Below are 24397 nucleotides of genomic sequence, written 5' to 3'. Positions count from 1 at the left end.
GAGGCTCTTTGAGAAATTCAAAAGGTGACGCAAATGCGTTAACCGGTTTGCGTCTTGGTTCGTGCTTCGCGAAGTCCGCGGCTGAGGATGTCTCGCAATAGCGGCGAGAAATCTTCGTAGGTGGTCTTCGTCGGAGCGCCTGCGGCGAATTGATAAATTGCGTCGCGCGGCTTTTTGCCGAGAGCGATCAGCGTGGAGCTGACCGTTCCCCATTCGCGGCCTTCCATGACCATCCCAGGACGACCTGGAGCAGCGGAAGGTCGAGCAAAAACTTTGCTCGCCACGGCGAGGAACTTGACCGCCGAGTCAAGCGTTTGCAACGTCAGCAAGCGGTGAGCCAGTTTGACCCGCTCGTCGCGAGAATCATTGAGATCACCACCGCCGATCAGGTTCAAACCTTCTTCCAAAGGTTGCGCGTTGATGTCGTCTCCTCCATGAATCGCATAGCCGGTTCGGCCATCGGCAACTACAAAGTTGACTCCGTCATACTCATCATTATTCAAAGCTTCCATCGCCATATCGACGGCCGCTTGGGCCGAGCTGGCGCGAAGTAGTTCGCGACAGAGCAGTCCGCGTGAACGAGGAGCGAGGGGGCGATTTGTCTTGCGGCGATTGCACGCACCGACAAATAGCCCATGTTGGTTGACGCCCAGCCAAGTTCCGCCGGCTTGCTGATCAATTCCGCACAAAGCACGAGGCTTCCCTGATTGAATCGAAGGAGCGGAGCTGGGACGATCGTAAAACTCTTCTCGATTGGCGGCGACCAAAATGGGCGCTTCGGCAACCGAGCGGTATTGGATTGCCAGTAGGCACATATTGTGAAAGATCGGGGGCAGAGGGTGTTGGACTTGCATGCTCCCTGGACACGCTCCAAGGCAGTTGCAATCCTTAAGAGTTTATTCGATTTCCTAAGTTCGGACACCCTTTAATGGGGGCCATGGTCTCGAATTTAATCGAAGAAGCTTACGAAAACAGTGGACAGGTACTGCCGAAACCACATTAGTGGTCATTAGTCGTCCGCTGAGGTTCGATTAATGGGCAACAACGCCGGTCAAGGGGACTGGCTACGTTATCCTACAACTACTCGTCATTTTTCCCATTTAAGACGCCGCGTGTCGCGAGAGCCTTCGGTTTGGCTCAAAGCAGCGCCGCATTCGTGGACAGATTGTCGGCCAGCATGAAATCCTGCGGCGAACAACTCTCCCCTATCACCTCATAATTCAAAGCGAAAGTCAAATCGCATGTTTTCCTCCAAACGAATTAGCGCCGTTGATTTGAGCGGCGACGAACGCTTGAAGTACTTCATTCGAGTGGTTCGCGAAAACAAAGAACTTTGGGGGCTCTACGCGGACGGGTGGGCCGAAACAGTCGACGATCAGCGCTGCAAGGGCTTCATCGTCTTTCCGGACCAGCAGCATGCCCAGTTGTGCGCGACGGACCAATGGAAGCACTATTCGCCCAAAAGCATTAAACTATCGAGCTTTATCGAGCGATTTCTCGACAAACTGGCGAAGCAAAAATACACCGTCGCCGTCTTTCCCACTCCGTTGGATGGCCCGGTTCAGGTCCCAGCGGACGTCCTGCGGTCGGAACTGTCCTAGCTAAGAAACACTCTAGAATCGCCTAGAAATGGTAGTGTAGAAACGAAATCAGCGCGTGCCCGAAAGCTCGAGCACGCGCTGCCCCTACCGGTCGTTTACGCGACCAGTGCTGATCGACTTATCTACCAAGATAGATTCGTGATTAGATTGTCCGATTATTTCGCATCGTCAGCTTTTGCGGCCGAAGCGCGACGTTCAGCTCTCCGCTTTTCGGATTCTGCTCGCAACTGAGCAATCTCTTTTAGCTGCTCTGGCGTCAAAGTTTGCTCGATCTTGGCGTCTCGCTCTGCTTTGATCGCGACAATTTGGCGTACTAGCACGTCGAGTCTGGCTTCATATTCGCCCTGGATCGAGTAGATCTCTTCTTTTTGCTTCTCACTGACTACCTGACCGTAGAAATTGGGAAGCCGGCCACGCGGCTCTTTTGCAGCGGTAGTCATTTTCGGCTGGGCCGCAGCCGGCGGTGCATCTGCCGCAAACGCTGAGAGCGCCGCGCTGCCGGTGACGGTCAGACCTAGAATGAGCAACGCAGAAATGAATCGGACACGAAGCATAAAAAATCTCCTACACCAATGAGATAAAGCCTCCGTGCCGTACTGATTCCCTCTTACAACCCATCCAGTTTAAATCTAGAGAGAGGGAGAATCAATCAAGAGAGGGGGTCGATTTTCCCCTTTTTTGGGAGCCCCGAGAGGATGGCATACCCAGCTTTTTGCCGTCGGCGCATAAAAAAAGGTCATGGTTGGTCGGTCCGTCGATCCCCATGACCCAATTGAATCAGAACGCGTCTTGCATTCTGCCCTCCAAGCGTTGTCTCTGTGTTCAATCATCGGACGTAACACGACCTCTGCTGCAGCCGAATTTCAGGAAAATACTGCTAGCACCGGCTGTAACGACCACGTAGCTTTCCGTTTGCGCATAAAAAAAGGGTGCGTCTCGGAGAAGACGCACCCTTTTTCGCTGCTCTGACTACTACTCGCATCTCGTCAAATCATTGCTCCCCCGCACTGATTGCACCGATCTGCTGACTCTAGTTCGGAAGCATCGCCCGATGACCTGGGTAGATCAGCTTCGCTTCTCTCGTCGGAATCAGCGTGGAAGTCGGCATCACTTCGATCTCCTGATAGGACGGTTGTCCCAGTTGGATGATCCGCGTGTTGGACTGACCACAGCTTGTGCAGCCGCTGGTTCCATAGCCGCCGTACCCTCGCCCCTTGAACATCTTCAAGCAACTCGGGCACTTCTCACAAACTCGCTCGAAATGGGGACCGCTGCAATTGCACATGGGGTACTCATCACAGCAAGTTCCAGTGGCGCAAGTCGGCCCGCATCCGCAAGCCGTAGGGCGAGCGAACCAGTGATACCGCCCTTGAACTCGCGAACCGCAGCCGCTCCTCTGATCGGCACAATAGCCGTCCCAGACGTTGGCGCAGTTGGTTCCGCAGCCGTTTCCGCAAGCGGCGGGCGAAGCACAACCGCAATCCGCGGCGGCTGAGTATCCCATCGTTTCGCCCCAGCCGGCGTGGGCCAGCGTGGCGAACATCATCATGCCGATTAGTGCGGCCATGGCTTTCAAGTTCATCGGTCGATCTCCATGCAATTAGGTGGGGGAGCTGAATCGCTTGGACGCCGCGGTCCCGAGTCGGGAGTCAGGCAGGCGCCAGCGTTGCTCTGGAGAAACATTGCTCATCGTTGACGTTGTGCAAACGCATCACGTTGATTTTTGAAGAAATTGTCGTTTGCCGACCAAGGCCTAATCGCTCTATCCTTTGTTCACCGAAGCAGTTGGTGCTACGATCACAGGGGGCAAAATCACGATGCCGCCAAGGGAAGCGGGCCCGCGTAGGACCGGAAGATGACGATTTTGCAGACTCTTGGAGATATCCAACCCGGCGTCATTACCGGGCTAACAGCAATGATCGCCGGGATCGTCGGCGTGTTGCTGCTGGTCTCGCGTCACCGCCTGCTCAGCGGAACAACGCTGATTGCTCCCTGGTGGTGGGTGCTGATCGCGTGGATCGCCGTGACCGGGGTCGAAACCTGGATCGGTCTGGCGGTATCCGCAGGCTCCGACATTCCGTTTCGCGATTCCCTTCGCTTTGCCTCCGGCATGACCCTCTTTTGCCCGCAGATGGCTCAACTGGGCGCCAAGCGCCCCCAGAACGTCGCTTGGCAATGGGTGGTTGTCATCCTATGGGCCGTGCTGATCATGCCGGTTGGTGAGCAATTTGCCTTGGGACTCGGGGGGGAACTTGTCCTGGGCGCTCCAAGGCGCTGGTTCTTGTTTGTGCTGATCGTCATGGGGCTGCTGAATAATGGTCCGACGCGGTTCTGCATGACGGCGATTCTGCTGGGGGCGGCGCAAATGCTGATCCTGGCCAAGCATCTTCCGGGAATCGGCGTTGGATTTGCCGCCGGAGGAGCGACGTTGGCGATCTTGTTGTTGCTGACTGCGATCTTTTTGACGGTTGTCGATTGGCCGCCGAAAGTCCCCACCTCGCGTCCCGAAGACCGAGTCTGGCTCGACTTTCGCGATAGTTTTGGCGCCTTTTGGGCGCTGCGCGTCGCTGAGCGCGTCAACGCTTCGGCAAGCCGTTACCAGTGGGGCTTATGGCTTACCTGGAGCGGGTTTACCCAAGTCGAGTTTGTCGGCGTGACCGGCGAAGTCAACGAAGAGGTCAATTCGGCCCTGCGAGCCAGCTTGAGGTCGCTGTTGCGGCGATTTGTCTCCGACGATTGGCTCCGCCAGAGAATGCCCCCTGACAAATCAGAAGATTCTCAAAAAACCCCTCCGCCAGAGGCGCATTTGTAACCAACTTTGCCGTGGCCACGGTTTTGCCCGTTGGTTGCCTTATGGCGAATTGCCGCCCATACTGAACCTAGGTTGTCATTGTTCACCCTGCGGGCGCCTCATGGCCGAATCCTCACCTCCAGCCTTTGCCGCAACTTGCGACCTCACCGGCAAGTCGTTAGGCGACTATCAAGTGCTCCGGCGGCTGGGCCGAGGCGCGATGGCTGAAGTGTTTCTTGCCCAACAGACCAGCCTAAAACGGCAGGTCGCACTCAAAGTGCTGCTGCCAGCTCTGGCTCAACAAGACTCCTACGTCAAACGCTTTCATCGCGAAGCCCAATCAGCCGCCGCGCTGACGCACGCCAACATCGTGCAAATCTATGAAGTCGGTTGCGTCGATGGAACCCACTTTATCGCCCAAGAGTACGTCCCAGGACAAACGCTCAAACAACTTACCGGCAAGTCTGGCTCGGTCGACGCCAAAGCGGCCTTCGCGATTATGCGTCAAGTCGCTGCAGCGCTGGTCAAAGCGGCGGAGCAGGGGATCGTCCACCGCGACATCAAGCCCGAGAACGTCTTGATCAACGCTTCCGGCGAAGTGAAGGTCGCCGACTTTGGCCTGTCGCGCGTCATTAGCCAAAATGGCGAAGGGCTCAACCTGACCGAGATCGGCGTCACCCTGGGAACTCCGCTTTACATGAGCCCTGAGCAGGTCGAAGGCAAGCAGGTCGACGCGCGCAGCGACATCTATTCGCTCGGCGTGACCATCTACCATCTGCTCGCCGGCCGACCTCCGTTTGACGGCGACACCGCGCTGGCCGTCGCCGTGCAACATTTACAGACCGAACCAGCGCGGCTAGAAACGCTCCGCAAAGATTTGCCGCCGCAGTTGACCCGCGTCATCCACAAGATGCTGGCCAAAAAGCCCGACAACCGTCATCAAAACGCCGCCGAATTGCTGCAAGAACTGCGTGAAGTCTTAGAAGCAGTTGGTCCTGACAAGCTAGGGGGCGGAGTCCATGATTGGTCGATGCCTGAGCTGGCGGCAATTGGCGATCGATCCGCAGCAACCCGCGAGTTGGATCGGATCATGAAAATCGCCGGCCGCTCGCGCAAACATTTTGCCGCCGCAAAACTTTGGATCGGCGCGATCGCCATGGTGCTGCTTTGCTTTCTGTTGGGCTCTGCGATCGCGTGGTCAAGTCGCGAAGCGCCGTTGTTGCGTCCTGATCGCCCCATCGCCGGCGCAAAGTTCCCCAATCATGGCTCGGCCGAAGAACAGTTCTATCGCGCAATGATGAACGGTTCGCCCGAGGCGTTTCACAGCGTCGGCGAGTACTTTCCGCCGGAAACCAGCGCTGACGCCAAAGCGTGGACGCTGAAGGCCTGGAAACAAGAAGCGACGATCCTGATGAATCGCGGCGGGACCGAGAACTATCTCCGCGCGATGCACCTCTTTCGCGACCTCGCGTCCCAAGATAGCTCCGAGACCGAGGCTCGCGCATTCGGCGCCGCCGGCCAAGCCATCTGCTTGTTCCGCCTGGAAGACTTCGAGCGTGCCAGCACCATTGCGGTCGACGCCAAAGTGCAACAAAAATCAATCGAAGTCGACCCGGATTTCAACCAACAGTTTGAAGAAGTCTGGGCAGCTCTCTCTAGCCGCTCTGGCGTGTAGACATCGGGGTCAGGTTTTTTGGCCCAAGTCACACCATAGTTCCATCAGACTAAAGCTTCTCAGACGCATGCTTTTGCTGCGTCTTCGCCAGATAAGCGTGGCGCCCTCAATAACCGAAAGGTATTGTTTGACAGAACACGAGTCTGGGCAGCTTCCTCAACAAACGCAAGCCTCACCCCTAATCTTTGCCAAGCAACCCCAAAAAGTGACTTGAAGCAATGAAGACGCTTGATCAGATCGAGACGATTGTCGACCTGGATGCTCGTGTGATCAATGCTGCCGCACTTCTAGAAGCGGAACTACGAAGCATCGATGCGAACGGAGACCAAGAAGCAACATTAGGGGAGCTTGTCCAGCGGCAAAAGTGGTTTGCAAAGCATGCGATTATCCATGACCTCAACAGCGCACTGAAAGTCCGCAACGCAATAGCTCATCTTGCCGAGGGGATTGAGCCCTCTGAGGACGCCAAAGCAAGAGCAGCCGACGAGCTAATTCGAGCGATTAAAATCGTTCGGCGAAACAGTGGCCAAAACGCCGACTCGGCCGCTCTGCAATCTCAGCAAGTGGATTCTTTTGACCCTTCCGCCACGCAAGCAGCCATCGATGACATTCACCGCAGACGCCAGAGAGTTTCGGGAATTCTTGCGATGGTTGTCTTTGTTGTTGCTGTGGTGGGCGCAGTCGTGATGTTCGTGCAAGTTCGCATCCAAGCGGATCCATTGCAGGTTGCACTCTTGATTGTCGCAGGCGGCATTCTTGTCGCTCTCTGCATTTTTGTGAATGGACTCAGCAGAAAGCCGCTTCGAAAATCCGACTACTATTCGTTGCCTGGCTCTTGTTTCAGCAACGGCGACCATCGGTGTATCCACTGTGGATCACGAGGGAGAAACGGCCGTGGGATCTACACCCACGGGCAATACAAATCCGAGAAAAAATTCCATGATTGCTCTAAATGCACTGCGGCACTTTATACGTCCTAGGACGCTGGGGAGTGCATCAGACAGGTAGACGAAGCAGAACCGCCGCGAGCTTCGGTTGTTCAGCCCCTACGAGCCACCTGCAAAAATGAGGCGGTCCGCAACAGTCGAACGACTTTAGGAATTGATCCAAAACTTTGTCCTTGGACATTCGGATTGCGAGATTTTGGCCTTAACTTCCGGCATTTACCCTCGCAACACAATCGCAAACCAGGTCAGCCCGCCTAGGCAAACGGCGGCTAGACCGACGATTGTCGCTAACTCGCGGCGCGACAATGCCCGAAACATCTCATTCAGTGATCGCCGCTGGCCATCTTTGAAATCATGTCCGCACCAGGCGCACTGGTGATAAAACTCGGGACGAAATTGATCGTCGCAGGTTGGGCAGACCAACAGCGGATATGGATTGTGAGCGACAGTCGCGGCTTGGCGTCGAGATGGCTGCATATCGGCGCCGGTTTCTTGATAGGGCGCTAGAGAAAATTGCTCCGACGCCTCCCCGCAACTGGGGCAATGCGTCATCCGCCGTTCTGCGCAGCCGGGACAAGTTGGCCACTGGGACCAATCACGACGCCTCACCGACAGGGCAGGGGGGGCTGCCGGGGAAGATCCTGCTTGCATCTTTGGGTTACCGTCAGTCATTATAGTATCAACACCTCGCGTGCGACTTCCCGCGTCGCCCCACTGTACCCTTCTGTTATCGACTCTCACCGCTGTTAGACTTCGACAGGATTCACCTCATGATTCGTCTGGACTGTTTAATTGTATCGCTATCATTGCTGTCGATCTCCAGCAATCTGTGTGCTGAGTCACCCAAATCGCTCACCGCTGGCGCGAAGCCAGCCGATTCTCGCCTGGCGCCGCTGAAAGATCTGCACGGCTATTTTCCCTTCAATCCGCCGGCCAAAGACCAGTGGCCAGCCCGAGCGGAAGAAGTCAAACGTCAAATGAGCGTGGCGCTGGGTCTGTGGCCGCTGCCAGAGAAAACTCCGCTCAACGCCGTCATGCACGGCAAGCTTGACTTTGAAGACTATAGCGTCGAGAAAGTTTATTTCGAGAGCTTCCCCGGCTTCTTCGTCACCGGCAGTCTCTATCGCCCCAAAAATATCGAGGGACGCATCCCGGCGGTGCTTTGCCCCCATGGTCATTGGAACGATGGCCGTTTTTATGATCGGGGAGCCGAGGGAATTCTCCAAGATGTAAACAACGGTTCTGAACGTTTTGTCAACGGCGGCCGCTCACCCGTTCAAGCACGCTGCGTGCAACTAGCGAGGATGGGTTGCGTAGCGTTTCTGTACGACATGATCGGCTATGCCGATAGCGTGCAGATCACGCACGAAATTGCTCATCTGTTCGCGGACCAACGTCCTGAGATGAACCAGCTTGAAAACTGGGGGCTATTTAGTCCACAAGCCGAAGCGAATCTGCAATCGATCATGGGTTTGCAAACCTGGAACTCGATCCGTGCACTCGACTTTCTCGAGTCGCTTCCGTATGTCGATCCGAATCGCTTGGCGGTGACCGGATCGAGCGGCGGTGGAACCCAGACCATGATCCTCGCGGCGCTGGATCCGCGGGTCATCTCATCCTATCCGGCGGTGATGGTGTCGACCTCGATGCAAGGGGGCTGCACCTGCGAGAGCTGCTCACTGCTGCGGGTTGATACCGGCAACGTCGAATTCGCGGCGCTGTTTGCTCCTAAACCGCAAGCGATGACCACCGCCAATGACTGGACCAAGGAGATGGGCTCCAAAGGTTTCCCCGAACTGAAGAAGCTGTACGAAGATTTGGGGGCTCCCAAGAACGTTGCGCTGCACGAAGCGTCTCACTTTGAACACAACTACAACAACGTCGCCCGCGCGCCGATGTACGACCTCTTCAATCGGGCCTTGGGCTTGGGCCTGAAAACTCCGATCGTCGAGCATGACTACGACCGACTCAACCGCGATCAACAAACGGTCTGGGACGAGCAGCATCCGCGGCCCGAATATTCGGCCGATTACGAACGCCAGCTATTGCATCAACTAAAGGTCGAATCCGACCAAGCGATCGCCGCACTGACGCCGCAAGACGAGGCCAGCTTTGGCAAGTTCCAAACAGTGGTTGTCGGCGCCTGGAAGTCAATCTTAGGAGCGAAAACCCCTGCGTTTGACACCCTGCAGTTTGACCTGACCCACAAGCAAGCTGGCGATGGTTATCTGCAGCTCACCGGTCTGTTACGCAAAAACGCCGGCGGCGATCACCAGACCGAACTGCCGACCATTTTCCTTTATCCAGACAAGTGGAATGGCCAAGCCGTCCTGTGGCTTTCGCCGGAAGGGAAGGGGGGGCTGTATGCAGCAGATGGTTCGCTGCGGGCGATGGTAAAAGAGCTAGTCGCTCAGGGAACGTCGGTCGTCGGCGTTGATCTGCTGGGTCAAGGCGAATTCGGCGGCGAAGAGACCAACCGCGTGGTCGAAAACCCGCGTCAGTTCGCCGGCTATACCTACGGCTACAATCGTTCGCTCTTCGCCCAACGTGTCGCTGACGTACTGACGGTTGGCGCATTTGTCCGCGGGCATGAACGCGCGGCTAAATTTGTCGACCTGGTCGGAGTGGGCAATTGCGGGCCGATCGCGGCGGCGGCTCGGGCCATGGATCCAGCAATGTTTGATCGGGCGGCAATCGTAACCGGCGGTTTCCGCTTTGGGCAGTTGCTTGACTTCCGTGACGCGTCATTCGTGCCGGGCGGAGCCAAGTATGGCGATCTGCCGGCGCTGCTGGCGCTAGCGGCGCCGCAATCTACCCTGGTTCTGGGAGAATCGGCCGATGGTTTGAAGTTGGTCCAATCTGCCTATGCAGCCCGTCATGCGGCGGAAGCGCAAAAAAAGGGGGACGACCGAAGTTCGATCGTCCCTTATTTGTTGGCTCCGCGATAAGCGCGGAGGTTACCTAAATCAAAACTATCCGTTGCTCGCTTCGCCCAAGGCGGCGGAGCGACGCTCGAAAGGACGCGAAAGCGACCGTTCGGTTTCAAAGTTACGCCAGGTGTGACGTAGTTCGTTCAGCTCGGTGTCGAGTTCGTGCGAAAATTCTAGGTAAGGTGCAAGCCCAACCATCATTTCCTCGCCGGTGCGACTATCGAGGAGACGAATCTGCAACTGATCAATGAGAGGTTCGTCCATGTCGCGAACTCCTTTATCGAGGAAGTCCGCTACGAATCCCTGTAGCTTGGGAGGCGATGATCCTTCACCGCTGAATTGTTAACGTCCGCATCTCTATGTATTGGACGTTGCGCAGACGAAAAGGGTTCGATCTTTTCGTTTTGGGTTCTGCCTTTGCGGAGAACCACACCCCCCCCGCATCCGACCTCAACCAGACGCCGTCATTGTAGATTTGACAATCGCTTTGGAAGCTCTTGCAGCAAAAAGGAGAGGTCGGCCGCGCCAACTGCTGAACAGTGTGGAGAAAACCAGAAAGTTTTTTTGCTGTCTGCTCGCAAGCTAGCCGCATGACACTTGGGTAGACGTTGCTATCCCGGCAGACTGTAATTTACGCAGATTCACTACGACCCATAATTTTTCTCGGTGGAATCGTCAGAATCGTCTCAAGTAGCCGCGGCCAGCGTCCGCAGTTGCTGTTGATCTCACTGCCGGCATTTCCTATAAACGGCGACCGGAATAACCGGTTCAAAGCGTTTGGCGCCATATTCGCAAACAAGCTCTGGGGTCAGGACGTATCAATTACAACCAGACAACTGAACAGATGAACAAGCGGGCACGTCGCTTTTTAACTACAACCGTGTAGCCCTGAATCGACGTGATGCACAAAGGCGACAAACTTTCGCCTGTCAGCAAGCTCCCCGCGAGTTGTTACAACAAGAAACCAAGTTATTGCGATACAGCGCCGGTGCTAGCATGACGATGAGAGTAGTGCTTACGCTATTCTCGAGCCGCGAAGTCTTATGCTTCGCAAGGAATGTCGGCTAGACACGGAAAGCGGCGCTCAGCGGCAAGCTTTGAACTATATTTCGAGGTACGGAAGCGGGTCACAACCTGAGATTCAGAGAAATGACACGCTGGGGCCTCCAATTTCCGGTCAACAACGCCTGGACGAATCGGAACTGAATACTGACGTCCGCAAACGCGGTAAACGGTTCCACAGCGCCCGTAGGGAGTAGGAAAATTATGTACATCAACAGCCCAACACAATTGCACGGTCCTCAGTCGATTAGCGGTCCGCATCGCGCCGGTGGCGCAACGCAGACGCTGGAACCGACGACTTCACGTTTCGACACGGTCGATTCGCTCGATATCTCGGCCGAAGCCGATATGGTGAGCCGTGCTCGCGAAACATCGGATATCCGCGCCGACAAGGTCGCCCAGATCAAAGCCCAAATCGCAGACGGCAGTTACTTTAGTGACGACAAGCTCGATATCGCGCTGGATCGACTGCTCGACTCGTTCGGCTAGTCTCCCGCGAGCGGCATTTTATGGCAGTGTTATGCCGACAAATCAGCGACCTACGTCGCAAAATTGTCGCCTCCTCCCTAGACGCCGCTGACTGTTGAAGTATCAATAATCGGCGAATCACCGAGCTTTCGGCCCCCCCCGGGCCCTGCAATTCAACGTCTCGAAAACCGGCGCAGCTCGGATGGCTCGCCGGTTTTTTTCTGCGCGCGGTCTCCACTGCTGGTTGCAAATAGCGACTACCCGCCTACAATCGCTATTGAGACTACTTACCGCCCAAAACCACGTAACTATGGGCCTATAAAGAGATTGCTTGTTGCGAAACAGTCTCAACAAGCCTGCTAGTGCCGTTACTATTTAGTTGAGACCATCATGTCGCAGTCGCATTTGAGCGAATCGTACGCATTGACCAGCGTAGACGTCGCTTTACCCCCGATGGAACGCTTTGAAGAGTACCTTCAAGCCAAAGGGAAGCGCATCACGCAGCCTCGCCGGATCCTGGTCGAACATGTTTTCAGCAAGCATGAGCACTTCGACGCCGACGCGCTGATCGAAGAGCTCGCCCAACGCGACGCTGGCCCCAAACGGGTGAGTCGCCCGACCGTCTATCGCACCCTGAACGAACTGGTCGAAGCCGGCCTGCTGCGCAAGATGGACATCGGCGGCCGCGCCGTCTACGAGCATGACTACGGCTACCCCGACCATGACCATCTTTACTGTACTCAGTGTGGCGACCTGTCAGAGTTCCACAGCGAAGAACTGGTCCGCCTGCGCGACGCCGTCGCCCGCGAACAAGGCTTCCGCGTCACCGGTCACAAATTCATCGTCAACGGAACGTGTCTGGAATGCCAACGAAAGACGCGGCGGCAAAAGCGGAAGGTTGATTTGATTTAGCCAACCCAATCGGCTCTGTCCACCCAGCGGTGATCCGACGAATTCCGTTTGCTCCTACGCCAGCGATACGTTTGTCGCCGGCGTGCGTAACGAACCTCAACCGCTGATCGCTCATCCCTTAATCGGCACGCTGCCGGTCCGATTCGTCGAGCAGCCGGTTGGTTTCGCACTTTGGCTCAATCGCTTTCAGATAGAGCAAATCCCAGAGCTCGAAACCAGCTGGAAACTTGTCCGTGCGGCCCAGCGATGCTGTCGACCACGGATTCAATCAAACAATCCTGAACAGATCTGCTAATTCTCGCATCCAGCAGTCCATCCTTTGGCCGCAGCTTGTGCTGCTAGAAATCATCGTCATCTAGGCTCATAAGCTATCCTTTTCTGTAGCCCGACACCTCTCGCCGAAAAGTAGGCTTTCAACTTCGACAAACATCACAGAATTGGATGCGACGCATGATGGAAGCGATCATCAAGTGGGTGCTCAGCAACTACGCTGTCACATTTTTCCTGCTCGGATTGATCTGCTCGGCGGTCTCACTGGTCGTTCATCGCCAAGCGATTACGCGACATCGCATGTTTGAAACGTTGCTGGCGTACTATTGCCTGTGCGCAGTGGGACTTTTCAACATCTACAACTTTGTAATGCACGTCTTCTTTGGTGAAATGGCGGCCAAGTTTATCGGCTGGGCTGATAGCCCGTTTCAGTTAGAGGTCGGTTTTGCGAGTCTGGGCTTCGGCCTGGTCGGCCTACTCGCGTTTCGGCAAGACTTTGGACTTCGCCTGGCGGCGAATGTGGGACCTGCCTGCTTTTTGTGGGGCGCTGCCGCCGGCCACGTTTACCAAATGGTCGCCCATCACAACTTCGCCCCCGGCAACGCTGGCGTCATGTTTTGGGCTGACATCTTCCTACCGATCTTTGGCTTTTGCTTTCTCTTCGGTTGGCGAATCTCCTCCCCTGATCGACAATCTACTTCCAGTACGGATGCACGCACTTAGTCCAATCGAGTCAGGAAAATCGCTTACATGAAACTCACCATCGTCGGCACAGGTCACGTCGGCTCGGCAATCGCATTCGCTGCGACCATCAATCCGCTGGCGACCGAGCTGTTGCTGCTCAATCGCAATCTGGCGAAGGCCGAAGGGGAAGCGATCGACCTGTCCAACGCCAGCGCCATGCAAAACAGCAATATGCGCATCAGGGCAGGGGAGATCGCCGATTCCGCAAATTCCGACATCATCGTCTTCACCGCTTCGGTTCCGTATGGAGATCCGACCCGCAAGCGCACCGAACTGGCGGCTGAGAACTATGCGATCCTCCAGCAGTGGATTCCCGCTTTGGCTGCGGTTAGTCCTGACGCAATCTTAATCATGGTCAGCAATCCGGTCGACGCGCTGACCTACGCGGCAATCCAGTTATCGGGCTTTCCCCCAGAACGTGTCATCGGCACCGGCACGTTGCTCGACAGTGTCCGCTATCGGGCTCTTCTCTCTGCCGAACTCGGCATCCATTCTGACGACATCCGCGCCTACATCCTGGGCGAACATGGTGACACGCAGTTCGCCGCGCACTCAGTCGCAGTGACCGGCGGGCAACGCTTTTATCCCAGCGACATGTCGGCCAAGCTGTTCCAAGAGACCGTTTCGATGGGCTATGCCGTCTCAGGCTTGAAAGGACATACCAGCTATGGCATCGCGCTGGCGACGATGATGATCATCGACAGCATCGTCTACGACCTAAAACACACGATGCCGGTCAGCGTGCGGATCGATGGTTTTTTGGGGGTCGAAGAAGTTTGCTTGTCGCTGCCGGCAGTCATCGGCCGCGCCGGCATCACACGAATCTTGTTCCCCGTGCTCTTAGAAGAAGAACAAGCGGCGTTTCAGCGTTCGGCGACAGCGGTGAAAGAGAGTATCCAAGCGCTGCATTCTTCCTAGCCCGTTGCGCAAGCTTTGAAGTTTCGCGATTCATGCTAAGAGTAAGAATAGAACGCGGCAAAGCCACGGATCTCGATACGGAGCAGCACGGTCAGAAAAGATCCTGCGCTGTCGTCAACTTGGAGGCCCGGCGGCTCGTCCTGGCCCCGAAATTACTAGGATCTGGCGTTACGTAGCTTCGTCCCGGCCATGTTGTAAAGATCTTCCGAGTCGAAGCATATAGCGGTTCCCTCCCTTGATTCTTACCGTGTTGATCCGTCCTCTTTCCGTGGTATCCGTGTTCTATTTTTTAAGAATTGCCAATTAGCGCAACTTCAAAACTTCAAAACGGGCTACGAAGGAAGTCAATCAACGACTTAAACCGATTCCCGATTCTGCAGACACGCAGCGACAATCCGAATCTCTCCATACGGCACTTCTTCATTCAAGTGCTCATAGATCGGGCGTAATCCGCCGGCGCCACATTCTTCCAGCGCAGATTCAATGCGTCGCGCGGTTTCGCCGGTGACCCAGGCGGTGGGATCGGTCAGACGTTCTTCGCGGATGAATTGCTCGAGATAGCCTTGCACGGTGGATTCAGCACGGCCAATCACGTTAGCGACTTCGTTGACGGTTTGTCCTTTCGCGAACAGGGTGAACGCGTCTTTGAGCGCCGGCGATTGATTCTTGGGGGGCTCGCGCCGAGGAGCGGCGATCACTTGCACTTCCAACGCGTCAACTTCGATCCCTTGCTGTTGGCAATGGTTGACGATGTGCTGCGTAAAGACTTCTCCGTAGTCTTGGCACTTTTTATCGCCGACCCCTTTGATCAAGCGAAAGTTTTCGAGCGTCGAAGGGCGATGCCGCGCCATCTCGCGCAGCGAGCTATCGCCGAAGACGACATAAGCCGGAATGCCGGCCGCTTCTGCTTTTTCGCGGCGCAAGACGCGCAGCGATTCAAACAGTTCGCGATCGACACCTTCCCAATCGTCCAGCCGCCGCGAACGTTTCGAGCCGCTTGATTTCTCCGCGGCTGCACTGTCCGCGATATCCGGCTTCGTCAGCTTGGGCGTCACTTCACCGCGTAGCAGTTCGCGGCCCGCTTCGGTCACTTTCAAGACGTTGTACTCACCAACTTTGGCCAAATAACGCTGGCCGGCGAGTTGCTCGATCCACATCCGAACGCTACGGATACTATCGTTTTGCAGCAAGCCATAGGTGCTCAGCTTGTCATGGCCCAGTTCCAGCACGCGTTTGTCGCGTGAGCCGCAAAGGACCTTGGCGTTGTGATCTGCGCCAAAGCTTTCGCCGGTGCGCAGGATGCACGAGAGAATCTTTTGTCCTAGCACGGTCGCATCTTCGACCAAATCCAAGGTGCCCAAACAAACGTCGCACGCTTCACACTCTTCCGCTTCTAGCTCTTGGCCGAAGTAGCTGACCAGCATCCGATGCCGACATTGGGCGCCGGTGCAAAAATGATCGAGCGCATCGAGCGAACGCATCGCCGCTTGCTGGGCGGCGTCTGGTAAGTCTCCTAACATTCGCTTCCAGGTTACCAAGTCGCCGCTGGAGTAGAGCAGCACGCATTCTGCCTCCAAACCATCCCGACCGCCGCGGCCACTTTCCTGTTGATAACTTTCGAGCGACTTCGGCATGCCGGCGTGGATGACGTAACGAACGTTGGATTTGTCGATCCCCATCCCAAATGCGACTGTCGCGACGATCACATCCGTCCGTTCTTGAATGAACGCCTCTTGATTCTTTTGACGCATCTCATCGCTGAGCCCGGCGTGGTAGGGAAGGGCTTTGACGCCGATTGAGTTCAATTGCTCGGCGATCGATTCAACATCAGCGCGGCGTATGCAATAGACGATGCCAGACTCGTTGGGATGCCGAGCGATTACCGCTTGGATTTGAGCGAAACGATCAGCGCGACGCTGGATGCGATAGTTCAGGTTGGGACGATCGAAGGAACCGACCAACATTTCAGGATCGACCAGTCCCAACTGCTGCGCGATATCCAGCCGCACCGTTTCGGTGGCAGTCGCCGTATAGGCATGCACGCCGACGCCGGGGAAGTTTTCTTTGAGCATCTTCATCATGCGATACTCAGGGCGAAAATCGTGTCCCCACTCGCTGATACAGTGCGACTCGTCGATGGCGAAAAACGAGACGTCGACGCCTGCCAAAAACTCGAGCATCCGCTCTGACAACAACCGCTCTGGCGCCAGGTACAACAGTCGCGTCGCGCCGCTCCTGATATCTGCGGCGATCTGACGGCGTTCTTCGGCAGTGATCGTGCTGTTGATGCAGGCCGCCTGAATGCCGCAGGCGGTCAGCGCGTCAACTTGATCTTTCATCAGCGAGATCAACGGCGATGCGACGACCGCCAAGCCTGGCTTACACAAAGCGGGGACCTGGTAGCAAAGCGATTTGCCGCCGCCGGTCGGCATCACGACGACCGAATCGCGATCGTCCAAAACGGACTGCATCGCTTCTTGCTGTAGGGGGCGAAAACCTTCGTAGCCCCAATATTGCCGCATCGTCGAGAGGAGATGTTCGTGCGTGACCAACGACGTCGATTCCATGGGAAGCGCCCGACCTTATCCGTAAACCTGCCAAACCCCCGCGCGATCTGTGATGCACATCGCCAGCGGCAGGGAAAAGCGAACCAACTGTTGTGAATGAAGCGATCAGCCTAACCGGAAATCGGGGGGTAGGTCAAACCACTCGACTTGGCCACACAGTCATGTTAGATCCGTCGATCTGGAAAAGAAAACGGTGCGCCTGCAGCGCGTGACAACAGGTCAGACTTGCGCCAGCCAAGGTTCACGTTTTGGGTAGACTCGCGCCGTTTTCTGGTGGTAAATGCGCACGGCGCCCACAAATGAATCCAATCTGGACCGCTCAATATGCCCTCGATGAGTGAAAACAGGGACTCAGCAGTGCCAACGATCTGGGCGAACCAGACCAATCCCAGCAGCGGAAAAGTGGTGGGGGAATACTTAGCGTTCCACTTCCATTCTTGAATGCGGTTCGCCGCGACCGTGTCTCTCGGCTGCGACTTTTTCGTTCGAACTTGCAACGACGGATCAACAGACCTTTTTGGCAAAAGTCCATCCGTTCGCCTCCGCAGTAAGAGGAATAGTCCGTTTTTGCCATTTTTAACGTCAAGGAAAAGTTAGCAAGCTTTAGCGGTTTCTCCTACTGTATTGATCGTAATGCGTCGATAAGTTCGGCACCAGCACTAGCCAGGCAGCAATAGGAACAACAACTGGGGCACCCATTTCGATGATGGTGATTGCCGCCTGGAAAATTGAAAAATTACGATGAAACGTTCGCTCTTGTTTGTCTCGCTGGCGACGATTTTCGTCGCACAATTCGCCTCGATTGTTCGTGCCGAAGAGCATCTAGAGACGCCATACGATGTCAATCCTTATGTCGCGCCGAATAGCAGCGAAACGCTGCCTGGTTTTACGGCCTTTGCTTCGATTCTGTTCCTGAGACCCGGCGGCGGCAATCTCGAATATGCGACGCATGTGAACCCTTTGCCGTTACCGTCCCCGCACTGGAATAACCGAGCGATCGGACCCGACTTTACTCCGGCGTTTAATGTGGGCTTTAGCAGCTTGCTGAACGACTCTGGCAACGACATTCAACTCAGCTGGACGCACCTTTCAACCAGCGATCGCGACTCGTTTCATGTCGGGGCGGATCAATTCGTCGGGCCGTCGTATGAAATGGGGCCTGACGCCGCCGATTATAAAAATGCAAGCGGCAGCGTCGAGTTTGATTACGACTCGGTAACTCTCGATATTGGCCAGCACACCATGTCAGGCGGCCCAGTGAAGTTTCGCTTTTTCAGCGGGATCGAGTACGCCCATATCAGCCAAGATATCTATGCTCATTTCGCTAGCGACAGCGGGTTGACCACAAGCAGCAACGAAACCAAATCTCTGTTTGACGGCGTCGGGCCTCGACTGGGCTTGAACGCACAATTCCGCATGGGTCACTTTGATTTCCTCAGCGAGTTCGCCGCGGCGGCGCTGATCGGCCAGATGCATAGCCGGCTCGACTTTTATTCGGTATCGCCGGCGCAAGGTGGCGGGATCCCAACGAACAACCCGCAATCGCTAACTTCTCCCAATGCTGTTCAGCTTGTGCCTGCTTTGCAAACCAAACTTGGCGGCGGCTATACGATTGACGGAAGCTGCGGCACACTGCGGTTAGAAGGTGGTTACCAAGCGGCGGTTTACTTGAACGCGATCAACAACTACGTGATCACCGAAGTGAACACGCAGCCGGTCGACCAAAGCGTCGGCATCTTCCTCCGCACTGCCGATCATGTGCAAAGCAACTTCACGGCGCACGGGCCGTACGCCTCGCTGAGCTGGATGTACTAAAACAAGCCTCCGCGACACCGAACTACCGCAACAGCCATATGGCGCCAACGTCAGTGGCTGTTGCGTGTTTCGAAGGTGGTTGTACCTCGAAACAGATCGGGTCCAATCAAGTCCGGAAAGTCAATCCTGACAGTTCAATCTGCTGGCCGAAGTGGTGTCCCATCTGGGAATGATCGCTGCTTTCCAATTGACGCCTGATCGGAGTTAATCCAGCGTACTAGCAGATCAGGTGAGGCCCCTCTCGAGCCGGCTTGACTGCGAGTTCTGACCTGCTGAATTCTTACGCAGTGTTCGTGTATGCGATGGTTTTTCGCGCTGCAATTTTTGCCACGAAATACCATTTTTTTCTAGGCAAACTGCTTTAGCTGCGTGTCATGCCCGCTAAATTGCCTTGTTCTGCCTCGTGTTAATAAGCAGTCCGAATTGTACGGGCGAGCTTTCCCCATTCGTGGTACAGCATTTGCAAAGTGTTTGTTCAAGAGCGCGGAGGTTACGATCTTCTCCTCTAATTTTTTTGCATTCGTTGATACCGCGTCATATCAGCCTGGGCTGACGTACAGCCCGCTCTCTAACTTCATTCTTGCTTGTCGCACTGCCATCATCATTTCAAAGGACATCGTATGACACTCCGCTCTCGATCTTCCGCAGGTTTCACGCTTGTCGAACTGCTCGTGGTCATCGCGATCATCGGCGTTTTGATCGCTCTGTTGCTACCCGCCGTGCAGCAAGCTCGCGAAGCCGCGCGACGGATGTCCTGTCAGAACAATCTGAAACAGATGGGCCTGGCGATGCAAAACTACCACGATACCTACGGTCGGTTTCCGGCAGGATCAACTACCGTGGCGGCCAATAACTCGAGAGCGATCAATTGGCGCATCTCGCTTCTCCCCTTCATTGAACAATCGCCGATGTATCAGCAATTGAACTTTTCGAGCACTATTTTTTGGGCGCATTCTGCAGCGATTCCATCGTTCCTGGCGAACGCGCGCGTGCCGATGTTCCAGTGCCCTTCAAGCGCTTTCGAAATGACCAACCGAAAAGATCTTATGTATACCGGGCTTACCACTGGCTCAATCCAGCAAGACTGCCAAGTGATGGACTATGTGGGGATCGTAGGCGCTTACCCGGATCCAGCAGGACGTACGAATGTCTGTACAAGTTCTTCTGGGCTTGTCGGAGGCGCCTTCTGCGAAAACGGCATGATGCGCACCTTGCGCGGCGCCGGCCTAGCAGAATGCACGGACGGCACTTCCAACACGATCCTCATCGCCGAGCAGTCTGGACAGGTCAATGGAATTGAAATCAGCGCCAACACGCTAGGGGGCTGGCATGGCTGGGTCTTCAACTCCGGAACGCCGTACACGCCCGAGACGGACATCACGACTTACTCCGGCGGCAGCATGTACACCGGTGGTTTGACCACCGTGCGCGTTCCTCCGAACACCTACTGGAATTCGGGTGCGCCAACCAATGCCAATCTATCCTATCGCCCCAACACGGTCGTAAACTCCTATCATCCCGGCGGCATCCAGGCAGTTCTGGCGGATGGCTCTGTGCATTTCCTTGCCGAGGTGATCGACTTTAATTTGCTGTCGAAACTGTCTGTGCGTGACGACGGAGAAGTGATTGGAAATTACTAAACTTGGTGACTTCCGCGATTGACGCCGTCACGTCAGAAGTTGCGTAGATAGGACGGCGGTTACGTGATTCGCAACTTCCGCTTGTCGTATGTTCGCCCTTGGATTAAGTCACCTGTGGGAGTTTCAAGTGTTCATTTCTCTAAAATTTAGCATCACCGCCGTCGGACTACTTGGGTTGTTTTGCTTGGGTTGTAACAACGCATCGGGCCGACCGGTCGATCCCGGAATGCCGATCGTAATTCGGATCCTCCTGAACGGCGCCCCATTGACGGAAGGCTCCGTCGATCTCAGCGGCACAGGCGGTGGAGCCGAACTAGCTTCGACTGGAGAAGCGACGTTTGCGCATGTTCCCTACGGAACCTATCGCGTGGTTGTGATTCCCCGGGTCGATGACATGGCTTTGATCCCTCCAGGATCTCCTGCCGAAACGCGGCAAGCTGCGAGTAAGCCCAAAAAGAATTTGATCCCCAAGCAGTTCCGCGACGAGCGCACAACGCCGCTGCAGATCGAATTGGTGCAAGGAATGCCGACGGATCGATTTGAGTTCGACTTGAAGAAGTAAGACTCGCTCGCACGAGTCATGCGGCGGCAGTCGCCGGAATCTCTGTCAGGCCTACATCTTGCCGACAGGGGAGGGCAGGGGGAGAATAACTTCCTCAGCGATTCGAACTCTCTTCCGACCAAGCATTGCCTCTCCCGGTCAGGTTGACCATCATAGAGAGTCTGAAGTCGCTTGCCCCCCCGCCCATCACGCCCCCACCCCAAAAAAGCTGGCCATGATCCGAAATGCTCTCTGTCTAATATTGCTCGTCGCTCTGTCGGCTACCGCAACGGCCGCCGCGACGCAGTTTCCCGGCGCTAAAAGCCAATACCAAGGCTTCGACCGCTACGACTTTGCCGTCGACGGGAAGACCGTCACTGTCGTAACGCCCAAAACGGCGGCGCCAAGCAATCCCTGGCTCTGGCACGGTGAGTTTTTCGGTCACAAGACCGAACCGGACGTCGCATTGCTCAAAGCTGGCTTTACTATCGTCTACATGCACGTGCCGAACATGCTTGGTTCCCCCACCGCAGTCGCTCACTGGAACGCGCTCTACAAAGAACTGACCGAGAAATATGGCTTGGCCAAAAAGCCGGCGCTGACCGGTCTCAGCCGCGGCGGACTCTACGCCTATAACTGGGCCGCCGCCAACCCGGATAAAGTTGCCTGTATCTATGGTGACGCGCCGGTCTGCGACTTCAAAAGCTGGCCCGGCGGCAAAGGAAAAGGGCAGGGGAGTGACGGCGAATGGAATCGCGTGATCGAAGCCTACGGCTTTGCCGACGAAGCAGCCGCGCTTGCCTACGATCAAAACCCAATCGACAAACTAGCGCCATTGGCCAAAGCCGGCGTTCCGCTACTGCATGTGTATGGCGACGCCGATGACGTTGTGCCGTGGGAAGAAAACACCGGCGTGATCGCCGAGCGCTACAAAAAGCTAGGAGGCGACATCCAACTGATCGCCAAGCCCGGCGTTGGTCATCATCCGCATGGGTTAGAAGACCCAACGCCGATTGTCGACTTCATTGTCCAACATGCATCGGTCGAACCGACCTACGCAGCCCAACCGGCGAAGCGGGTCAAGCCGCGTGACGGACTAGGCAACGTATTGAAGAAATTGAACGCCGGCCAACCGGTGAAGATCGGCTACCTGGGCGGATCGATCACCGCCGCCAACGGCTGGCGCGTGAAAACGCTCGATTGGTTCCGCAAACAGTTTCCGCAAGCGCAGGTCGACGAGATTCACGCCGCGATCGGCGGCACCGGCAGCGACTTGGGAGTCTTCCGCGTCGAACATGACGCGCTGCAATACCAACCAGATCTGCTGTTCGTTGAGTTCGCCGTCAACGATGGCGGCGCCGCGCCGGAGCAAATCTGGAAAGCGATGGAAGGGATCGTTCGCCAGACTTGGAAGGCCAATCCCGCGACTGACATCTGCTTTGTCTACACCTATCGCACCAGCTATGAAGAGCCAACCCGCGAAGGTCTGTGCCCCCGCGCTGCTTCCGCGATGGAAATGTTGGCCGATCATTACGGGATTCCCTCGATCAATTTCAATCTAGAAGTGGTGAAGCGAGCAGGGGAGGGGACTCTCGTCTTTCAGTCGGCTGAGAAACCGGCTGACGGCGTGCTGCAGTTTTCCACCGACGGCGTTCATCCGCTCGACGCCGGTCATCAGCTGTACGCAGCCGATGTCGCCACAGGGGTCGAACAAATGAAAGACCTGCCGCCAGTAGATCACGCGCCAAAGCTGGCGACTCCGTTTGTCGCCGACCACTGGGAAGCGGCCAAAATGGTTCCGCTGCAACCGTCGATGTTGAAGGGGGATTGGAAAAAACTGACCGATGCCGACTCGCTCCAACGCAGTTTCGGTAAACGACTTGGCCAGATTTGGGAAGCGACCGAGCCGGGCAGCGAATTGACCTTCAAATTTCGCGGCTCCCAGGCGAAGCTCTATGATCTGGTTGGCCCCAATGGTGGCCAGGTCAGCATCACCGTCGACGGCCAAACGCGCGACAAGATGATCCCGCGCTTCGATAGCTACTGCACCTATCACCGCATTGCCACTTTGTGGGTCGCCAGTGGGCTGGATCCTGACGCGGTACATACCGTGACGATCAAGTTAGACGCCCAGCAGCCTGATCGCACGCCGGTCGCGTTCCGCTTAAAAGACCCAGAAACCGAGCTAAAATCGGCCAAGTACACCGGAACTAACCTCTGGATCGGACAGATTCAATTGATCGGCGATCTCGTTACAGAGTAAGCGGATAGGAGCTGCCCAGGGGGGCCCGCAGGGATCGGTTTTCTCTCAGCGTTCCCCCCACGGCGCCAATTTGCGAACCCTGAGCAGCATTGAACTGTCTGGTGAAAACTCGTTATAATGCGGGTTTGTCCAGGCCGCATGTGCCGCGACAGGGTCCAATAAGAGGGGCCTATTAGAGTTATTTACCGCAGGAGTTGATGGTGTACGAGAATATTGGAATCGTTGGGGCCACCGGGGCCGTAGGTAGTATCATTCGCCAGCTGTTGGAAGAACGAAACTTTCCTTTCAAGACGATTACCTTTCTCGCATCCAAGCGCTCGGCAGGCACAAAGCTGACGTTCCGCGGTGAAGAACATACCGTCGTCGAATTAACTCCTGACGCGTTCACCGGTCTCGATCTGGTGATCGGCAGCACGCCCGACGAAACGGCCAAAGAGTTCGCTCCTTGGGCGATCGAGCGCGGCTGCGTGGTCATTGACGAAAGCGGCTATTGGCGCATGGACAAAACCGTGCCGCTGATCGTGCCGGAAGTCAATCCAGAAGCGATCAAAGATCACAAGGGGCTGATCGCCAGCCCCAACTGTTCGACCACGCAGATGGTCGTTGCGATGAAGCCGCTGCATGCCGCGGCCAAGATTCGCCGCGTCATCGTTTCGACCTATCAAGCGACCAGCGGAGCAGGGGTCGCCGGCCAGGCCGAACTGATCGACAGCTCGCGGGCTTCGCTCGATGGCCAAGCGTTCGACCGCAAAACGTTCGCCCATCCCATCGCGTTCAACTTGATTCCGCAAATCGGCGGCCTAAAGCACGAAGGCTACACCTCCGAAGAAATGAAGATGGTGTACGAAACGCGCAAGATCTTCGGCGATGATTCGATCATGGTCTGCCCGACCTGCGTTCGCGTGCCGGTCACCAACTGCCACAGCGAAAGCATCCTGGTCGAGACCGAAAAGCCGCTCTCGGCCGCCGAAGCGACGCAGCTGTTCCGCGACTTCCCCGGCATCACCGTCATCGACGATCTGGCCAACGGCCAATACCCGATGCCGCTTGGTTGCAGCGGCAATGACGACGTCTATGTCGGTCGCATCCGCAAAGACCTCTCGTGCGAAAATGGGATCGCCTTTTGGTGCGTTAGCGACAACCTCCGCAAGGGCGCCGCGACCAACGCGGTGCAAATCGCCGAGTTGCTCATCAATTCGGCCGCCGCGGTTTAAAAAAAGCTTGAAGCTTCAATCGATTCAAACACTAGCCCG

Annotated in this window: 21 protein-coding genes; 15 read left to right on the top strand and 6 right to left on the bottom strand. The window is 56.0% G+C overall.

The features are described 5' to 3' along the window. Positions 1 to 38: 38 nt before the first annotated feature. Positions 39 to 815 carry an NRDE family protein gene (locus tag SH421x_RS08445; protein WP_488856420.1) on the bottom strand — a complete coding sequence of 259 codons (777 nt, stop codon included), beginning with the start codon at positions 813 to 815 and terminating at the stop codon, positions 39 to 41. A 426-nt stretch (positions 816 to 1241) separates the two neighbouring features. On the opposite strand from SH421x_RS08445, the gene SH421x_RS08440 reads away from it, so the two are divergent. Beyond that, positions 1242 to 1601, top strand: a complete 360-nt coding sequence (locus SH421x_RS08440) for a DUF2750 domain-containing protein (RefSeq protein ID WP_488854982.1) — start codon at positions 1242 to 1244, stop codon at positions 1599 to 1601. 155 nt (positions 1602 to 1756) lie between these two features. Here SH421x_RS08440 and SH421x_RS08435 read toward each other — a convergent pair whose 3' ends face one another. Next, positions 1757 to 2155 (bottom strand): hypothetical protein, encoded by a 399-nt coding sequence (locus tag SH421x_RS08435; RefSeq protein WP_488854981.1) that lies wholly within the window; start codon positions 2153 to 2155, stop codon positions 1757 to 1759. A gap of 476 nt (positions 2156 to 2631) precedes the next feature. Further along, positions 2632 to 3183 (bottom strand): hypothetical protein, encoded by a 552-nt coding sequence (locus SH421x_RS08430; protein WP_488854980.1) that lies wholly within the window; start codon positions 3181 to 3183, stop codon positions 2632 to 2634. 273 nt (positions 3184 to 3456) lie between these two features. On the opposite strand from SH421x_RS08430, the gene SH421x_RS08425 reads away from it, so the two are divergent. The 3 genes from SH421x_RS08425 (at position 3457) to SH421x_RS08415 (ending at position 7047) form a co-directional block, all read left to right on the top strand. Next, positions 3457 to 4413 (top strand): hypothetical protein, encoded by a 957-nt coding sequence (locus tag SH421x_RS08425; RefSeq protein WP_488854979.1) that lies wholly within the window; start codon positions 3457 to 3459, stop codon positions 4411 to 4413. A gap of 100 nt (positions 4414 to 4513) precedes the next feature. Beyond that, positions 4514 to 6067 (top strand): protein kinase domain-containing protein, encoded by a 1554-nt coding sequence (locus SH421x_RS08420; RefSeq protein WP_488854978.1) that lies wholly within the window; start codon positions 4514 to 4516, stop codon positions 6065 to 6067. A gap of 266 nt (positions 6068 to 6333) precedes the next feature. Continuing rightward, positions 6334 to 7047 (top strand): hypothetical protein, encoded by a 714-nt coding sequence (locus SH421x_RS08415; RefSeq protein ID WP_488854977.1) that lies wholly within the window; start codon positions 6334 to 6336, stop codon positions 7045 to 7047. A gap of 183 nt (positions 7048 to 7230) precedes the next feature. Here the strand turns inward: SH421x_RS08415 and SH421x_RS08410 are convergent, their stop codons facing one another. Beyond that, positions 7231 to 7566, bottom strand: coding sequence for a hypothetical protein (locus SH421x_RS08410; RefSeq protein ID WP_488854976.1), 336 nt, complete (start codon positions 7564 to 7566; stop codon positions 7231 to 7233). Between the two features lie 218 nt (positions 7567 to 7784). Here SH421x_RS08410 and SH421x_RS08405 point away from each other — a divergent pair, with 218 nt between their 5' ends. Further along, positions 7785 to 9962, top strand: a complete 2178-nt coding sequence (locus tag SH421x_RS08405) for an alpha/beta hydrolase family protein (RefSeq protein ID WP_488854975.1) — start codon at positions 7785 to 7787, stop codon at positions 9960 to 9962. Positions 9963 to 9986: 24 nt separating this feature from the next. On the opposite strand, the gene SH421x_RS08400 is transcribed toward SH421x_RS08405, so the two are convergent. After that, complete coding sequence (locus SH421x_RS08400; RefSeq protein WP_488854974.1) at positions 9987 to 10208, bottom strand: hypothetical protein; 222 nt, start codon at positions 10206 to 10208, stop codon at positions 9987 to 9989. A 1002-nt stretch (positions 10209 to 11210) separates the two neighbouring features. On the opposite strand from SH421x_RS08400, the gene SH421x_RS08395 reads away from it, so the two are divergent. The 5 genes from SH421x_RS08395 (at position 11211) to SH421x_RS08375 (ending at position 14318) form a co-directional block, all read left to right on the top strand. Beyond that, positions 11211 to 11495, top strand: coding sequence for a flagellar biosynthesis anti-sigma factor FlgM (locus SH421x_RS08395; protein WP_488854973.1), 285 nt, complete (start codon positions 11211 to 11213; stop codon positions 11493 to 11495). A gap of 369 nt (positions 11496 to 11864) precedes the next feature. Continuing rightward, positions 11865 to 12386: a Fur family transcriptional regulator gene (locus SH421x_RS08390; RefSeq protein ID WP_488854972.1), complete on the top strand. Its 522-nt coding sequence runs from the start codon at positions 11865 to 11867 to the stop codon at positions 12384 to 12386. A gap of 82 nt (positions 12387 to 12468) precedes the next feature. After that, positions 12469 to 12681 (top strand): hypothetical protein, encoded by a 213-nt coding sequence (locus tag SH421x_RS08385; protein WP_488854971.1) that lies wholly within the window; start codon positions 12469 to 12471, stop codon positions 12679 to 12681. A 146-nt stretch (positions 12682 to 12827) separates the two neighbouring features. Beyond that, positions 12828 to 13379 carry a DUF6790 family protein gene (locus SH421x_RS08380; protein WP_488854970.1) on the top strand — a complete coding sequence of 184 codons (552 nt, stop codon included), beginning with the start codon at positions 12828 to 12830 and terminating at the stop codon, positions 13377 to 13379. A gap of 27 nt (positions 13380 to 13406) precedes the next feature. Next, positions 13407 to 14318 (top strand): lactate/malate dehydrogenase family protein, encoded by a 912-nt coding sequence (locus SH421x_RS08375; protein WP_488854969.1) that lies wholly within the window; start codon positions 13407 to 13409, stop codon positions 14316 to 14318. Positions 14319 to 14674: 356 nt separating this feature from the next. Here the strand turns inward: SH421x_RS08375 and recQ are convergent, their stop codons facing one another. After that, positions 14675 to 16885, bottom strand: a complete 2211-nt coding sequence (recQ, locus tag SH421x_RS08370; protein ID WP_488854968.1) for a DNA helicase RecQ — start codon at positions 16883 to 16885, stop codon at positions 14675 to 14677. A 741-nt stretch (positions 16886 to 17626) separates the two neighbouring features. Here recQ and SH421x_RS08365 point away from each other — a divergent pair. From SH421x_RS08365 to SH421x_RS08345, 5 genes are all read left to right on the top strand, one after another. Next, positions 17627 to 18700: an Lpg1974 family pore-forming outer membrane protein gene (locus SH421x_RS08365; RefSeq protein ID WP_488854967.1), complete on the top strand. Its 1074-nt coding sequence runs from the start codon at positions 17627 to 17629 to the stop codon at positions 18698 to 18700. Between the two features lie 620 nt (positions 18701 to 19320). Further along, positions 19321 to 20340, top strand: a complete 1020-nt coding sequence (locus tag SH421x_RS08360; protein ID WP_488854966.1) for a DUF1559 family PulG-like putative transporter — start codon at positions 19321 to 19323, stop codon at positions 20338 to 20340. A 127-nt stretch (positions 20341 to 20467) separates the two neighbouring features. After that, positions 20468 to 20902, top strand: a complete 435-nt coding sequence (locus tag SH421x_RS08355; protein WP_488854965.1) for a hypothetical protein — start codon at positions 20468 to 20470, stop codon at positions 20900 to 20902. A gap of 214 nt (positions 20903 to 21116) precedes the next feature. After that, a complete protein-coding gene (locus SH421x_RS08350; RefSeq protein WP_488854964.1) occupies positions 21117 to 23144 on the top strand; it encodes an SGNH/GDSL hydrolase family protein in 2028 nt (675 codons plus the stop codon). A 200-nt stretch (positions 23145 to 23344) separates the two neighbouring features. Further along, a complete protein-coding gene (locus SH421x_RS08345) occupies positions 23345 to 24358 on the top strand; it encodes an aspartate-semialdehyde dehydrogenase (RefSeq protein WP_488856419.1) in 1014 nt (337 codons plus the stop codon). Positions 24359 to 24397: the final 39 nt, after the last annotated feature.

The sequence above is a fragment of the Blastopirellula sp. SH421 genome, assembly GCF_057808535.1.
This window is presented reverse-complemented; position numbering and strand designations above follow the sequence as displayed.